Annotated in this window: 13 protein-coding genes; 2 read left to right on the top strand and 11 right to left on the bottom strand. The window is 57.6% G+C overall.

Annotation, left to right across the window (positions count from 1 at the left end):
* Positions 1 to 61: 61 nt before the first annotated feature.
* The 3 genes from ACX12L_RS12135 to ACX12L_RS12125 are packed head-to-tail and all read right to left on the bottom strand — an operon-like array spanning position 62 to position 1,688.
* Complete coding sequence (locus ACX12L_RS12135; protein ID WP_459262818.1) at positions 62 to 532, bottom strand: hypothetical protein; 471 nt, start codon at positions 530 to 532, stop codon at positions 62 to 64.
* Entirely contained in the window at positions 529 to 1,272 is a 744-nt protein-coding gene (gene stbB, locus ACX12L_RS12130; RefSeq protein WP_459262817.1) for a StbB family protein, read from the bottom strand. The genes ACX12L_RS12135 and stbB overlap by 4 nt, the downstream gene beginning before the upstream one ends.
* Positions 1,269 to 1,688, bottom strand: a complete 420-nt coding sequence (locus ACX12L_RS12125) for a hypothetical protein (RefSeq protein ID WP_459262816.1) — start codon at positions 1,686 to 1,688, stop codon at positions 1,269 to 1,271. The genes stbB and ACX12L_RS12125 overlap by 4 nt, the downstream gene beginning before the upstream one ends.
* Positions 1,689 to 1,982: 294 nt before the next feature.
* On the opposite strand from ACX12L_RS12125, the gene ACX12L_RS12120 reads away from it, so the two are divergent.
* Positions 1,983 to 2,555: a hypothetical protein gene (locus ACX12L_RS12120; RefSeq protein WP_459262815.1), complete on the top strand. Its 573-nt coding sequence runs from the start codon at positions 1,983 to 1,985 to the stop codon at positions 2,553 to 2,555.
* 15 nt (positions 2,556 to 2,570) lie between these two features.
* On the top strand, positions 2,571 to 3,545 hold the full coding sequence (locus ACX12L_RS12115) for a relaxase/mobilization nuclease domain-containing protein (protein ID WP_459262814.1): 975 nt from the start codon (positions 2,571 to 2,573) through the stop codon (positions 3,543 to 3,545).
* 15 nt (positions 3,546 to 3,560) lie between these two features.
* Here the strand turns inward: ACX12L_RS12115 and ACX12L_RS12110 are convergent, their stop codons facing one another.
* The 8 genes from ACX12L_RS12110 to ACX12L_RS12075 all read right to left on the bottom strand — a co-directional run bounded on the left by ACX12L_RS12110 (position 3,561) and on the right by ACX12L_RS12075 (position 14,615).
* Entirely contained in the window at positions 3,561 to 4,910 is a 1,350-nt protein-coding gene (locus ACX12L_RS12110) for an McrC family protein (protein WP_459262813.1), read from the bottom strand.
* Between the two features lie 4 nt (positions 4,911 to 4,914).
* Complete coding sequence (locus tag ACX12L_RS12105) at positions 4,915 to 6,834, bottom strand: McrB family protein (RefSeq protein ID WP_459262812.1); 1,920 nt, start codon at positions 6,832 to 6,834, stop codon at positions 4,915 to 4,917.
* Between the two features lie 95 nt (positions 6,835 to 6,929).
* Entirely contained in the window at positions 6,930 to 7,808 is an 879-nt protein-coding gene (locus tag ACX12L_RS12100; RefSeq protein ID WP_459262811.1) for a hypothetical protein, read from the bottom strand.
* On the bottom strand, positions 7,795 to 9,393 hold the full coding sequence (locus tag ACX12L_RS12095) for an AAA family ATPase (protein WP_459262810.1): 1,599 nt from the start codon (positions 9,391 to 9,393) through the stop codon (positions 7,795 to 7,797). Before ACX12L_RS12095 ends, ACX12L_RS12100 begins: the two co-directional genes overlap by 14 nt.
* Positions 9,394 to 9,433: 40 nt before the next feature.
* On the bottom strand, positions 9,434 to 12,157 hold the full coding sequence (locus tag ACX12L_RS12090; RefSeq protein WP_459262809.1) for a DEAD/DEAH box helicase: 2,724 nt from the start codon (positions 12,155 to 12,157) through the stop codon (positions 9,434 to 9,436).
* 27 nt (positions 12,158 to 12,184) lie between these two features.
* A complete protein-coding gene (locus tag ACX12L_RS12085) occupies positions 12,185 to 13,828 on the bottom strand; it encodes a site-specific DNA-methyltransferase (protein ID WP_459262808.1) in 1,644 nt (547 codons plus the stop codon).
* Positions 13,829 to 13,879: 51 nt separating this feature from the next.
* Positions 13,880 to 14,275 carry a type II toxin-antitoxin system RelE/ParE family toxin gene (locus ACX12L_RS12080; RefSeq protein WP_459262807.1) on the bottom strand — a complete coding sequence of 132 codons (396 nt, stop codon included), beginning with the start codon at positions 14,273 to 14,275 and terminating at the stop codon, positions 13,880 to 13,882.
* Positions 14,268 to 14,615 carry a type II toxin-antitoxin system Phd/YefM family antitoxin gene (locus ACX12L_RS12075; RefSeq protein ID WP_459262806.1) on the bottom strand — a complete coding sequence of 116 codons (348 nt, stop codon included), beginning with the start codon at positions 14,613 to 14,615 and terminating at the stop codon, positions 14,268 to 14,270. Before ACX12L_RS12075 ends, ACX12L_RS12080 begins: the two co-directional genes overlap by 8 nt.
* Positions 14,616 to 14,907 lie beyond the last annotated feature (292 nt).

Genomic DNA, 14,907 nt, shown 5'->3' with positions numbered 1-14,907 from the left:
ACCCGAAATTCTGAAGCGCTCGCCGGCTGCCGCCGGCTCGCGCGATTTCGGCTGAGACTTCTCACCGAAGCCACAGCAAGGCGGCCATTCCCCAGCTGATGGCCGAAGCAAGCACCGCTGTCGCGGCGTGCAGAAGCCACCCTTCCCAGGGGCGTGCACCCTTGCGGGCCAGGGCTGCCACGTCTTGCAGCGGCAGCATCACCCGCTGCAAGGCCGGGCCGACTTCATGGCGGAACACCACACGCGCCGCTTCCTCCATGGCCCGGGTCTGTGTGTCCACAGTCCCCCGTGCCATTTCGTCCGCGCGGCGGGCAATGTGCTTCACCGTCTGAACCTTCGCGTTCTCGGTGATTTCATCCATACGCTTTGAATACGCTTCGACCCTCTCCGCCAGTTCGGTGCTGGTACTCAGCAACTCCATGCGGCTCGCTTCCAGTTGGGGTGCCAGTTTTTCGAACCGATCCAGCAACGTGCCCAGATCGCCGATGGCCACCGCCATCAGCTCCTCGCGGGCCGTGACCAGGTCGCTCACTGTGCCTGCCGTGCCAGCGGCACCACGTTACTGGCGGCGCTCTCGGCCAGACCGAGCGCCGCAAAGCAGGCATCCAGCTGCGGCAATACCCCAACCGCCAGTCGCCGTGTGGCCAGCTTCTGGGCCAGCGCGAGCTTTTCTGCGGTGTCGCTGGCCTTGACGATCAGGGCCTTGTAGTCGGTTTCGTCAAGGGCCAGGGTGGCAAGGTCGGCATTGCTGCCCCGGATACGGCCATAAACCTCGTTGGGGCCCAGATAGCAGGCCACGTTCTCTGTGGCGACGGGTTGCGCTTTGAGGAATGCCCGCAACAGATCGAAGTGCGCCGGGACATCTGCAGCGCCGCTGACCATGTTGAACACCAGCCGCACCCTTGAACGGGGTACGCCCAGCCGCGCCAGCTCGACCAGGGTGGCGATGGTGTCCTGCTGCTGCTTGAGGGCGGGCACCGTGGGAACCACGAACGCATCGAAGTCCTCATGGCTGCCTTGGTACTTCTGCATCAGGTCGAGCAATTTCTCCACGTTGCTGGCCCCGATGTCCACCACCGCGCTGTCCATGGTCTGCAGGAGCTCCTGCAGCTCGCCGAACTGCCGGCCACGCATCGCATGGCCCTCGCCGTCGGCCGCGTTCAGGCTCTCGACGGAGAACAGCTCAGCACCGTCTATGCGGGGCAGCAGCAGGTGCCTGGCGATGGTGGTTTTGCCCACGTTTCCCGAGAAATTGATGACGGCGATTTTCATGGTGAGTCCTTTGCGTTGAGCCTGGCGCGCGCCAGGGGGTTGGTGATTCGGCTGCTCGCGAACGCTTCGGCGATCTCTTTGCCGCTGCGCATGTCCGTTTGAACGGAAGCGACCTGAGGTGACTGGGGCGTGGTGGTTGGTGGAGGGGTTGCGGACGCCAGCGGTTGGGTGAGAGCGGCTGGCACTTCATCTGGTCGCGCACCCGAGGCCAATACCTGTGCGACGGAAGCTGCTTTGGTGGCTCTGGCCACTTCGCGCTGCACGGTCGCATTGCTCACGTGCACGCCGACCGCAGCCAATGCCATGCGGATCGCCTCGAAGGTGTAGCCCTGGGCGCGCAGCTCCCGCATGTCCTGCGCAAATCGCTTGGCCTTGCGTGAGCTTCTGCCCGGTGGATCGGTTGGAACCAGTTTCATCGTTCGGTTTCTGGTCAGACGTTGGTCGGCTGTTCTTCAATTGCTGATCGGTTTGTGCAGTGGCTGTTTGCCTGCTGATCACTGCTCGTGCTGAATGCTCACGTGCTGAGCGGTGCTGCTCGGTACGTGTTCATCTTCAACCCGCCTGGCGCCTGTTCGCCTGCTGGATTCGGACCCAAATCCAGCGGCTACAGAGCCTCGATTCAGGCCAATACTGGGTTGATAGGTGAGTGCAGAGATAGGCGGCCTGCCGCCGGTTTCACAAGCGCTCCGCGCCCCTCCATTCGTCGGCCCATGAACACCCCAACACACGACTTCGTCACGGTTGAAATGCGCGGCTTGAAGGCCGCGCTGGTGGCCTGTGCGCAGGCGCAACGGGTCAGCGTCTCGGAGTTGGTGCGCGGCGCCGTGGCGCGCGATCTGGGACTTTCGACGGAGGGTGAGCCCCGTATCGGGGAGATGCCCCACCCGGCTGGACACACGGCCAGCGTCAAGCTGTCGATCCGAATGACGGCCCAGGAGGCTTCGCAACTGGCTGCAGGCGCCCGAGCCGCAGGTCTGTCACGCGGTGCATACCTGGCTGGGCTGGTGGCTAACGTGCCCGTGTTGTCTGCCGGTGGCGGCCGGGCCGAACACATCGCCGCACTTAGGGTTTCCAGCGCCGAACTGGCCACCCTGAGCCGAAACATCCACCGTCTCACCGTGCTGCTGCGCCAGGCCAACGTAGAGCCCGCCAGGGCCTATCGCGAGATGCTGGACACGCTGGCGGGCGACGTGCGCCGCCACCTGGAGCTGGCCGCCCGTGCCTTGGCCGACCTGCAACCGCGCAGCCTGGGCGCAGGGTCAACCACGTCCCCTATCAAATAGCGAAAGGAGTTCGACATGGCTACCCCGGACAACCTTGACGGCATCCTGATCACCTGGGGTGATCGCCTGTTCTACCCCGGCAACCGCGTCATGAAGGTGAAGCCTTCTCCCCGGTTGAGTGGGGACGCGGCACGGCAACGCGCGGCCGTCATCCGCCAGCGCATTGCGGCCACGGTGATGCGGCGTGCGCCTCAGGTCATGGTCAAGGTGACTGGGGGAGGGCGCGGCCTGCGGGCCATTGCCGCCCACTTCCGCTACATCAGCAAGAACGGCCGGCTGGAGATCGAGGACCAACGCGGCGAAATCATGCGGGGCAAGGACGTTCTGCATGACCTGGCCGAAGAGTGGCGATTCAGCGGCTCATACATACCCGACGGGGCAGAGCCGGGCCACCGGCGGGAGGCCTTCAACATCATGCTGTCGATGCCACGCGGCACCGACCCGCTAACCGTGCAGCGCGCCGCCCGGGAGTTCGCACAGGTCGAGCTGAGGGACCACAAATACGTGATGGTGCTGCACGACCACCAGGCCAACCCGCATGTGCACATCAGCGTGCGGGCCGAGTCGGCGCTGGGCAAGCGCCTCAACCCACGCAAGGCCGATCTACACCGCTGGCGCGAGACCTTCGCCGAGAAGTTGCGCGGGCATGGTGTGGACGCGGAGGCTACCCGGCAAGCGACGCGCGGGCGCAACCGCAAACACGACGACCTTTGGCGCATCAAGGCTCGGCAGGAAGGGAGACTGCTCTCCGCCCGTACGGGCGCCAAAAGCAGCTCGCAGACCCGCACCACGCGCTCTGGTGCAGCCGAAGCATGGGTCCACGTCGGCGACGCGCTGGCGAGATCCGGTGATTTGACTGACCGAGAACTGGCGAGGTCTATCGCCGAGTTCACCCGGGAGATGTTTTCGAGCCTGGTGCAGACATCTCCAAAGAGAGCGCCCGACATCACACAACAACCGATTCCACGCGATGCCAGTCCGCGCCGTTGACGCCACGAGACGCGGTCACGCAGCGGCGTACTCGGTTTCGGCGTCGGTCAATCGCGGGACTTGCATCGTAGGGGTGGACATATCTCTCGTCCAAAGAGGGATCAGCTTGACCGTGACGACAATCTCCGAGTTCTGATCATCGCCCGCAGTCATGATTTTGAAAGCAGGTGGCGGAAGGTTTGCGGCCAAGCCATCAGGCATCGGGTAGACAAGCTCTAGAGCCGAGCACCCATAGCGCATGGCATACGCCAGAAGTTGGTACACGTCGGCTTCATCCACGCCGTAGTCAGGGACGGCCGGGTTGAGGCGCTTCCACTTCGCATCGACCACGCGATCAATGCTTGAAGCGGCGCCGTTCTGGCCAACCTTCCAGACCGTGATGTCTGGCTTCAGCAAAAACACACCGGTTGCACCATGAGCAGCCAGGTGCAAAGGAGGCCCCTGCTTGTGAACGATTTGGTCAGGCCCGGCTACGTCTTCTTCGCGCTTGGCAACGTGTGCTTCGAACAGCTTGTTCATGTCGAACAACAGCCCGGGCGCCTGCGTAGCTCCTGCGCTCATAGCCGGGCTGGCCATCGCCAATATCCACTCGCACCAGGTGAGCAGGGGGGCGTAGCGGTGCGTGGTGCGGTCTCGCGAAAGGGACGCCACATCCTTCGCCGACATTCTCACCGATGAAATGCTGGCGTACCGGGCATGGGTCTCGAACCACAGACGCTGTGTATTGCCATTGATGAGCCACGTTCTGCAGGCGTCCAGCGTCGCACGTACCGCGCGGTTGTAGGCGTTGTCAGCGGTGAATTCGTCGTACTCGCAATGCAGCAGGTGTGGCCGCGCGAGGTTGCGACGGACATGACCATGCGCCTGGAAGCGCCCCTTGATGACAGGAAGGTCGTCTGCATGCGCCACATACCGACTGATCAAGCCTCTTCGGGCTTGTTCAAGTGCGCAATGCAGGAATGCCTCGATGAAGATGTCTAGCAGCGGCGCGCGCACGGCTTGCTGCGGCGCGAAGCCAATTTTCGTGATCGCAACCTGCCGGGCGCTGTGCAGCATCGCCAGCAAGGCGCCGCGAGAGCGCTCCAGTTCGTCGGCTGTTCGCGCATCTGCCATCCCCACCTTGGGCAGCACTTCGACTACGCAGGTTGGCAACCGAACGATTCCGCAGTGTTGCGCGAGCTTGATTCCGCCGGAGAGGCGCTGACAGAAGCCTCGGCGAAGATCGTTCAAACGGAGAAGGGCTTGCGCTTCGGCCTCGGATAGCCATTGGGGGGCCTCTTCTTCCGAGATACCAGGCGCATGGTCCCCCTCGAAGACGGGGATGACCTCATGTTCCAGCACAGTGACGGTGCGCAGGCCGCCCATGGGATCAAACCGGGTTCTGGGTGTTGGCGACTTCTTCGGACTGTGCTGGCGTCGCCATATTGAGTTGTGCAGCTCCGTACAGCCCCATGATGTGCGCTTCGTTCCAGCTGCTGGGGTCGCCTACAGCGAAGGTCGTCCTCGCTTCAGTGCCCACAGATTGCTTTGCACCGGGGAAGAGTTCGGATGGCGACAGTGAGCGCGATTTGAAGAAAACGCTGTCCTTGCCGTTTCCAGTCAAGACCAGGCGCACCTTCTCCATGTCTTCAAAAAAGTACTCTTGAAGCAGCGGAATCACGCGCTGGGCCAGCACCTGCTGCAGCTCGGCGAGAGATGTGATGCCCATAAACACGGCGTGACCGATGGCGTGGTCGCGGTCGAGTAAGTACTCCAATCGGTCGTTCAAGCACTGGAGCAACGCGCGCAAATCAACCACTCCCAGCATCGCCGGCTCGATCCGCTTGGGCTCGGGTGCGCACTCCTGGAAGCGGAATCGGCGTCGCAAAGCGATGTCCATCATCGCGATGGATCGGTCGGCCGTGTTCATCGTGGCGACGATGTTCAGGTTGTCAGGCACCCCAAAGCGCTCTGGCAGACCGGGCAAAGTCACCCAGGCGCCTTCGTCCTTTACCTTGCTTCCAGCAATCACGCGCTTGCTGGGTTCGATCAAAGTGATCAGCTCACCGAAGACCTTGGCCACATTCGCGCGGTTGATTTCGTCGATGAACAGCGTGAACTGCTGGGTCGGGTTGGCATGGGCCTTTTCGCACAGGGTAAGAAAAGGGCCTTTCTGGAACACCACGGCTACACCCGCACCGTCCTGGGCGGCGACGGGGCGCAGCCCGCCAATGAAGTCCTCGTAGGCATAGCTGGGATGGAAGGCCACGAAGGCAAAGTCTTCCCCCTTGTCGTACGCCGTCTTCATGCGCGCCTGCATCTCAAAGGTCTTGCCGGTTCCCGGTGGTCCGAAGAGGATCAGGTTGTCGGCCAGGCGAAGCGTAGGCTTGGCATTGGTTGCGACTTCAACGTCATATTCAGGGTCGGGCTCATGTGCGGACAGTGCAGCAGATCCCTTGGCAGAGCCGTCTTTGCCGGAAGTGCCGTCAGAACCCCTAACTGGTTGAGTCGCCTCTTCCTTGATGAGCGTACCCACAGGGAGTTCGTAGTAGTCCACCGCGCCAGGATGCTGCAGCTCAAGCCGTTTGCGCAGTTCCAGCAACGCCGCATCCATCGCAGGGCGGCTTTCGCCCAGAGCTTGCGTCCAGATCTTGTGCGCACGCGCCACCTGAAACTTGTTGCCCTGACTGAAGATTCGTTCAAATGAGTCGGGGAACAGGACGTGGCACAGCGTGTGGTACAGCTGTCGCCCCTTGCCGCTGGGAATGGTTTCCAGCCATTTCGCGAAACCTTGTGCGTCATTCAACAGCGCTTCTCGCTCTGCAAGAGGCTTTGCCACGAACGCAGCGAATGCTTCCACCGCAAAGATGATCTCCATGGGCAGATAGTTGTTGTAGCCGGGGCCGGCGCTGCCAAGGCCCGACAAAACAGGAATCTGCAGGAAGGGGGACGATGTTGGGAAAGCAGCCGCTGGCTTCATGTTCCAGATGCGCTCCACCGTCTTGATCTTGGTCGGTGCTCGAAGATTGGTCGGACCAAGTTGGACGATCCAGAACACCTCTGCCATCAAGGCCACATCCAGGGGTGCACAGGTCGCCAACTGGTCGGCCAGCTTCTCATAGAACCCGCGGTCGCCTGTGTCCGGGCGGTCCACATACTTCTCGATCAGCGACTTGAAGTGCTCAGGCGTCCACAGGGTTTGGCCGTCCAGAAACAAGGACTCCTGATTCAGCAAACAGCGCTGCTTGAACCTGTCGGCAGCGTCAAAGACTTGCGCGGCGTTGGGGAAGTGTGGGTTGAATCTGCTCATGTCTTAGTTGCGGTCACTGCCTTTGGAGGTTTAGTCTTAGCCCGCGCATTCAGGTTGATTTCAACCTACGGAATCGATAGAGAGGGTATGAGTGTTTATTGGAGCCTCGAGGCCTTTTTTCTTGGAACGTGATGTAGTTCACCACCAGGTTCGCTTGGACAAAGATACTTCCATATATTTAATTGGTCTAAGCCTATGTCTTTGGCCATGGTTGCATCTTCAATAAAAAGATCCCAATGTTCGGGCACCCCTGGAGTGTTTGGATTAGACCAACCATTGCCGACGATATCGACAAAGGCTGGTTTCGAACGAATGGTTCGAACAGAATTTGTTGATCGCTTGTGCCAATCATTTGGCGGCACAAAGAAATAACTTCCAACATCGGGAAGGGTTATGTCGTATCTTGTTGTCCAGGGAGTAGTTATGTTGCGCTGATGCCGAATACAGGTGGCATATTGAGGGCCGGCGAGATTGGGGGCGGTTAAATAGATGCGCCACCTAATTATTTCATTTATTTTTGAATGTCCGGATGAGTGTTGAACAATGTTGCGGCCGTATTCATTTTGGATGAAAAAGTATGCCGCTGACCCAGTTTTTGCAATGTAGAGTATTGATGCGGTAACCGAGTTTGCAAGTAGTAAATCCTCGGGGTTGGCTAATCCATTGAAGAGTGGGCGTATTCCCCATGTTCGGCATCCGGTGATATTGGTCTCTGGAATCGTTGAGAGGTATTTTTGGCGCAGGACTGATAGCGCTACGTTCAGCTCGTGATCCTTGCCTAGGTCAACTATAGGCTTAATGCGATTGGCTTCGAGATATCGCCATGCATCTTTCTCGACGGCAATCTTTAGCTGCAATTTTTGGCATATATTCAGTAAACTTCTTAAATTTACCTTTAGACTCTTTAGTCGTGATTCAAAAGCAGTGCCTGGAATTGCATCAATTCTGAAGAATTGTGGATCAAGCACCAACATCGGGTTCATCTCCGTCGAGGTGGAGGACTTCGGTCAGGGTGCTTACGTCCTCTGGCGGGCCATCTTTGGCCAAAGACGCCATATAAATCTGCTGCTCGCCCGTCGTTGCTGCATCCATAAAGTCTTCTGGCCAAATATCTAAACCACCATCTTTCCTGAGAGGCGAGGATTCAACAATTGTCTTGCCGTCATTTTGTGCGACATAGATAATTCGAACATTCTCGGATAACCAGCGTTCAAAATCACTCTCTGATATCGCGTCAGCAATTGTGAGTCGCAATTTTCGAATTAAGTGGTCACTGTGCGTTTCAACAATTACTTGGCGATTTGCCTGTGCAAGTGCGACGAACCAAGTCGCAAGCCGGGCCTGCACCTTTGGATGAAGATGCGACTCTGGTTCTTCGAAGGCACAAAGTCGCACCGATACGTTATCTTCAAAAATGGGGGAGGTGCCAGAGTGCTTAAACCTGTTCGGATCACTAAAGAGGCCTAGCTGAACTATTGGAAGAAGGTATGTTAGTCCTCTTCCCACATGGGATAGCGTGGCATTTCCGAACATTAAGCGAAAACCAATCTTTTCGAATTCTTCGATGGATAGAGGTGTTTCAATTCCCAATCCTGTGAGCACTTCATTAATTGCATCTCGCAGCCCGCGCTCACGTGGAACCGCTGCAGAGTTGCTGTCGAGAAAGTCTGGAAACATATAGTGAACGGGATCGTTTTGGTGCGCATAAAGTAACTGCGCAGCGAACTCACCGCTCACTCCGATATTATCCGTCTCCGAAGAGGCAGGGGGGTACAGTGGAGGCGGCAGGCTTCGAGTTGAGCTTAGAAAGAAGAAGCCCTTCAGTATTTCCTCAAGATCATCGAAGGGCTGTGCAAATAGAATATTGAATGCGTTTGCGAGGGAGCGCTCAGTGTGTCTTGGGCCAATATTTCGTTTATCTACCGAAAGGCCTGGAAAGAAATGATGAACGTTGACTTCAATTTTCTTTCTTAAGTGACCGCCCCAGCTACAATCGAATCTTCCATCAAGGTTTCGGATGGTTTCAACTTCTGCATTGAACGGCTCGGATCCAGAAAGGTCAGTGCCGCTCTTCGAGGAGAAGGCAATCTTGTCTAGAGTGACCTTGCCCTTGCGGTCAGAGTAGTTAAGCTCCATTCGCGTAGTCAGTCGCAAATTTTTGTTCTTTGTTTCAGTCTTTAGCCAGGGAATGCCTCCCCGTTCGGCTAACGTCGCGACGTCTGGGTTTTCTGACTCAACGAGCGCTTTTGGTACATCAACAGTTGACGTCCACTCGATTGCAAAAATCGGCCCTTGAACAACTTCCTCGGATATTGGAGGCCATCCAGAAATTAGCTCGCGAAGTCCAATGGCTTTTACATATCCGTCGAGATGCAGCGGAGTTTCGACGCGCGCGAGCTCCAATGTCTGTTTGAGTAACAGTAGCGCCTGCGTAATTGTGCTTTTTCCGCTATTGTTCTTGCCCAATAGAACTGTTAGTGCACCGAACTCAATTCGAGTGCGATCATAGATGCTCTTGAAGTTGGTGACTTCAAGCGAAACGATTCGTGCTGCTGTCATCTTTGAACCTCACTCATTTTTCGCATTCCGCAGTGGCAGCTCAAAGTTGCCGAATTTTGGCGAGTGCATCCGCCAGCCTCTCTGCCCCGTCAATGGGGTTGCTATCGAAAACCATCATGTAGCGGTAGTCGCGGCCGGCTTTGGCCTCCCACAGCTTGCCGAGCTTCAGCTTTAGTTCGGAGTCAGTGTTGTCTCGGTCATCGCCCTTAGTCTCTAGGGCAATGATCCGGCCTGCCTTGGTCTTGACGATGAAGTCGGGGTAGTGGTTCAAGAAGCCGTTGATCCTGAAGCCCTTGCCGCGCGAGCCGTTGCGGTGCCACCACTGAACGCTGTCCAGGTTAGCCACGTCGTTGATTAGTCGCCGCTCGAAGTCGCCCATGGCGGCTTCGGTGACGTACAGGCTTTTGGGAACCGCTGAAGCATTTGCGCTGGGAGTGATCGTCTCCGGCAGCGCATAGCTAGGTTGCACAGCGATGCGGTCTACGTCGAGCATGTCGGTGAAGTTCTTCAGCGCATGGACGTTGGCCAACGTAGAGATCTTCTGTTTGATCTTGCGAACGTAGGCCACATCGCGTTCGATGCAGTCGCGGATTTGCTCAGCGTTCATGCCGGTCACCACGCGGCGGATGTACTCTTTCACCTCAGGGTCGGTGATCGGGTACATATTTCCGACCAGTTCTGCAAGGCGCGACACCAGGTTCATAACCTGACTCTCTTGCGACAATGCAAGCAGGTACTCGGTGAACTTAACTCGCTCGCGGGCGGCCATCTTGAACGCGCGCGGAGCATAGTTCTCTTCTCCAAGTTGCTCCAAATCCACTCTGTAGACCTCGGATTCGACGTCCTCGAAAGAGATCGTCGCGTCGGCCTGGGATAAGCGGAACTCCTTCAGCAGCTCCTCTCGCTCAAACACTTGGTGAGGTTGATTCTCCTCAAAGAAGCCACCGTTCCGCACCTGGATGAAAAACTGCGGAAGGCGAATGGCCATCGCCTCGTCGCGAAAGATGTCTTTGACTTTGTGTCGATTCATCTTGTCTTCCAACTCTGGAGAAACATCATCACCGCTGGCTTGTGCCTTCTTCTCGAATGCTTGGTTCTCAGTGAGGGCTCTGGCCTTGATATCTGCCACAAAGGCCGCGCTAGCAGACCAAGCATCAGGTGTATTGGAGGCGGCTTCTGATGTCTGCGTGCTCAACGCACTCGCGGCCGCTGTTGTGGCCGCGGCCTCCCAATCGGGCGATACGCCGCTCACGTCTAGGTCGTCAGCCGATGCTGCTTGGGATTCTGCCTCCACCGGTTCAAAGATGCCGCTGAAAGGCAATTGCGTTTCGCCAGTCGATCCCGCTTGCTCTGTCGATTCTGCGGTTTGAGTATCGATTGCGCGGTAATCCTTGTCCGAGAAACCGGCTCGGTTCAGTCCCTTTACGACGCTTTGAAGCGTGTCCATGAAGCGGTTGCTGGCTGTGAACACGTAGGACAGGTTCAGCAGATCATGGCCGTGTTGCTGCACATGTGGCATGCGCAGCACCCGACCAAGAATCTGCTCCACGTCCACGGCCGAGGTTTTATCCGCCAACGAAGCAAGGATGTAGGCAAATGGGCAGTCCCAGCCCTCCTTCAACGCGTTAACGGTGATGATGAACCGCACGGGGCAATCTCGACTCATGAGGTCAATGCCTTTCAGCTCGTTGATTTCAGCCGTCTTGATCTTGATTTGCCCGACCGGAATCTTCAGTTCGACCAGCTTGTCCCGAATCCTCTCGAAGGTGGTGTTGTCATCATCGGTGCGCGGCTGGGCTTGAAACAATACGATGGGGCGAATGTGCTTGCCTCCCTTCGCTTCCTCCTGCTGGGCCAGGTCTTCGAGCTGCCTGCGCAGGATCAGGGCCGACTCGATGACCTCGCTCTTGCTGCCGCGGTTGGCGACGATCACCGGCAGCTTCACCATGTGCTGTTTCTTTAGGGCCAGGGCATCGACGTAGCTGAAAATATTGCTGTTATTGCGTGGTGTGGCCGTCAGATCAAGGATGAAGTCCGGGTTGAGGTCCTTCATCATGTCGACAGACAACTTACTCTCGGCGTTATGGCTCTCGTCAACCACGACCACTGGTCGCAGCCTTCGAATTACGTTGATAAGTGCCGATGCATCGTGCTCCGGCAGGAGCCAGTCAGAGGGGTCTCCTTCGTCAGGCTTGAGGAAGGACGCCAGGTTGCCGTTTTCCTGGAAGATCTTTCGGTCTTCCTTGTTCCGGGCTCGCAGCGAGTCGAAGCTCATCACCACAATTGACAACTGCTCTTGCGCAGTGTCGTACGAGAACCCGGCGCCCATCAGCAGGTCGCGCTTTTCGTAGACCGCCACGCGGTGTCGAAACAACTGATCCAGGCGCTTCCGGTACGGGTGCTCGGGACTGGCCAGAGCCTGCACCGTCTGGTCCAGAATGGTGAGCGACGGAACCAGCCACACCACCATCTTTGGCCGCCGTGGTGCGCGTTTGGCCAGTGCTGAAAATACGGTATCGAGCGCGTTCACGGCAATGAAGGTCTTACCGCCTGCGGTGGGCACTTTTGCGCAGATATGTGGCACGCCGGGCACCGTGTTCTTATACGGATCCATGACGGCATTGCTACCCTCGGTGCCAACCCGCACACCTTTGCCGGCCCAGTAGTCTTTGAAGGCCTGCGCTAGGTTGGGTGTGTTGTCCAGCACGTCTAGGTATTCGGCCAGATCTCGTAGTACGCGAGCCTGATAGTCCTTGAGTTCCATGTTGTTTGCTCTTGTTGTTCTTGTGGTTCAGAAGCGGGTAATGTCCCTGGGAATCTTTTTAAAGATGATTCCGTGCTTTGCCATAAAGGGCGCAGAAAGCAAGCACCTGTCTGCGTAGATGATGACCGTATCGGGCTTCTTATAGCCAGTGTCGCCCCCAAAGCGAAGGCCAGCCAGGAAATCCATGTCTAGGCTGGTTGCTCGGTCAGGCTCATAGTTGAAGATCCACGCCGTTTCGGCATTTATGCCCAGCAGGTACGGGGTGTGCGGGTTATCGGTTGACGCTTGCATTGCGAACGGGATGCCCTCGCTGTAGGCCACGTAGCCCCTGATGGCTTCGACACCGACCGCCTCGTTGAGGGTGTCGCCAGTCAGGAACATCGGTTCCCCGACGGTGTAGTAGTCGAACCCTCCACCGAGGCCGTTCACCGCGTCTTCCCCCGAGCCATAGCCAGTTATTGCGGTACGCACGCGCCTTGCCGTAATGGTTTCAGCATAGGCTTCGGATTCAATCAGGATAAATCGCCTGCTCCCACGGTCTTCCGCGTTTAGCTTGAGTACCGCGTGCGCCGTGGTACCTGAGCCAGCAAACGAGTCAATGACAACTGAGTCCGGATTCGTCGCAATGCGCAAGATTCGCTCGACCAGACCGACTGGCTTAGGTGTGTCAAAGCCATGGTCGGTCCCAAGCATCTCGTTTAGCAGTGCTTTGGCCTGACGGTTTTGACCAGCGTCGGTGAGGATCGATGGATTCGGGATAGCAGGCTCATCTGGCGCCCATTCAACTTGATATGGCACCCATCCATGGTCCCGCATTTTCCATACAACCTTGTCAGCGTTCTTGAGCTTCTCGTAGGCCTTCTTACCAATTGCCCATCGGCCATCCCAGCCTTCTTCAGGATGTCGAGGCCAGACTTCCGAGCCGTCTGGTGCCTCCATCGGGTACCACATAGTCTCGCGATCCTCGCGCCGAGCTTCCTTCCCGTTCTTCCGAAGTTGTCGAGTCCTGCAACGCCTGCCGTCTTCGGCTACCTCGGGGTAGTCCTTCAAGATCTCGGGTTTTGGCAATTGCTTCAACTTGCATGCACTCAGCTTCTTGGCAAAAACAAGTGTGTGATCGTGGTAGTTCGAGAACGCCCTCTCTCCGAAATTTGAGCTTGGGCTATCCATCTTCTGCCAGATCATGTTCACAACGAAGTTCCCATTGCCGAAAATTTCATTCATGACTGCGCGAAGGTTGTGAACTTCGTTGTCGTCGATGGAAATGAATATGACACCGTCGTCAGAAAGCAGCCGGTGTAGCAATTTCACGCGCGGATACATCATGCAAAGCCACTTGTCGTGCCGCGACAGATCCTCGCCTTCCTTGCCCACTACCTGACCCAGCCAGCGCTTCATCTTGGGGTCGTTGACGGCATCGTTGTAGACCCAACCCTCGTTGCCTGTGTTATACGGCGGGTCGATGTAAATGCACTTCACTTGGCCTTCAAACTCAGGCAACAGGTTTTTCAGAGCTTCCAAGTTGTCGCCGTGAATGATGCGGTTATCGGTGCTGTTCGCAGGCAAGCCAGCCGGTGCTTTAAAGGTCGCAACCTTGTTGAGTACTCGAAATGGCACATCGTGATGGTGGTTTACCACCTTTTCTTTTCCTACCCAGTGCAGTGTTGGCATGTTGTGAATATTTAAAGTCAGAGTCGGTCGACAGATTTCGCCCGTCAAGTCTCAGGCACGAGGCCAGAGTTTGGCGAAGTCAAATGAAAGCTGGCGGTGGTGCCGGATAGACAGCAGGTACACCGTGGCGTGGTCCGATGCGAATGCATCCACCACCGAGTACAGCAACAGGTAGTCGCCGTGCAGGTATTCACGCAGCGCATCCGGGGCGCCCGTTGGCAGCGCTGCCAGCTGCGCCAGCGCCTCAGCCGACTGGGGTGGGTTGGCCAGATAGCGTCGGCCAATGCGCGGGAAGCGCCGCAGGTTCGGGATGACAGTGGCGCGAATCTCGGCCAACAGGTCATCGAACGCAAAGCCAGCATCCGCCTCGACCAGGAACGCTTCAATCTCGTCCAGGCGCTCCAGAAAGCTGGCGGTCAGCTCGACCCGGTACAGCTGGTCAGCCACGTTTCTTGGTCGGGAGCTTGCCAGCGATAGCCAAGCCACTCGGCTTGGCGGCGGTCTTGCGTCGCTGCTGCAGCTGGGCGAGGGCGGTGTCTGCCTCAAGGGTGCGGCCGGCTGCAATATCGGCCAGGCCGCGCTTGGCGTCTTCGATCAACAGCAGGTGGATGCGTTCGCGCTCCAGCCGGTGGTAGTAGTCAAGCCTGTCGGCGTCGATCAGCGCAACATAGCTCTCGCCATTCTTGGTGATGATCTTCTCTGCACCGGCCTTGGCTTGGTCGGCCAGTTCGGACAGGTTGGAGCGTGCCTGTGTGAAGGGCACCACGTCGCTGGCAGAAAAACCCATAACCGGTTCCTTGGGGATAGATGACAGAATTCTGTGCATTCTACGCTTGGAACCTACGGGCAAGGATTGGCGGTCTCGGTGAAAAAGTGCTTCTTGGGCAAGGGGGGCATTGCCCCATCTTCCGGGCGCCAGAACCAGCTTTGGGGCAGGTGGGCGTGTTGGTGGTGTTGATTTCCACGCAGAAGTGACCCACTAACCCCCAGGATTTCCATCTAAATCTGACCCACGTACTAACCCTAACCTGCTGCTTTGTTGAGCAGCAGGAGACCAGGAGTGATAGACGTGGCAACAC

The organism is Alicycliphilus sp. T452 (assembly GCF_054512775.1).
Note: the sequence above shows the minus strand (reverse complement) of the source record. Positions and strands in the feature narration are given on the sequence as shown.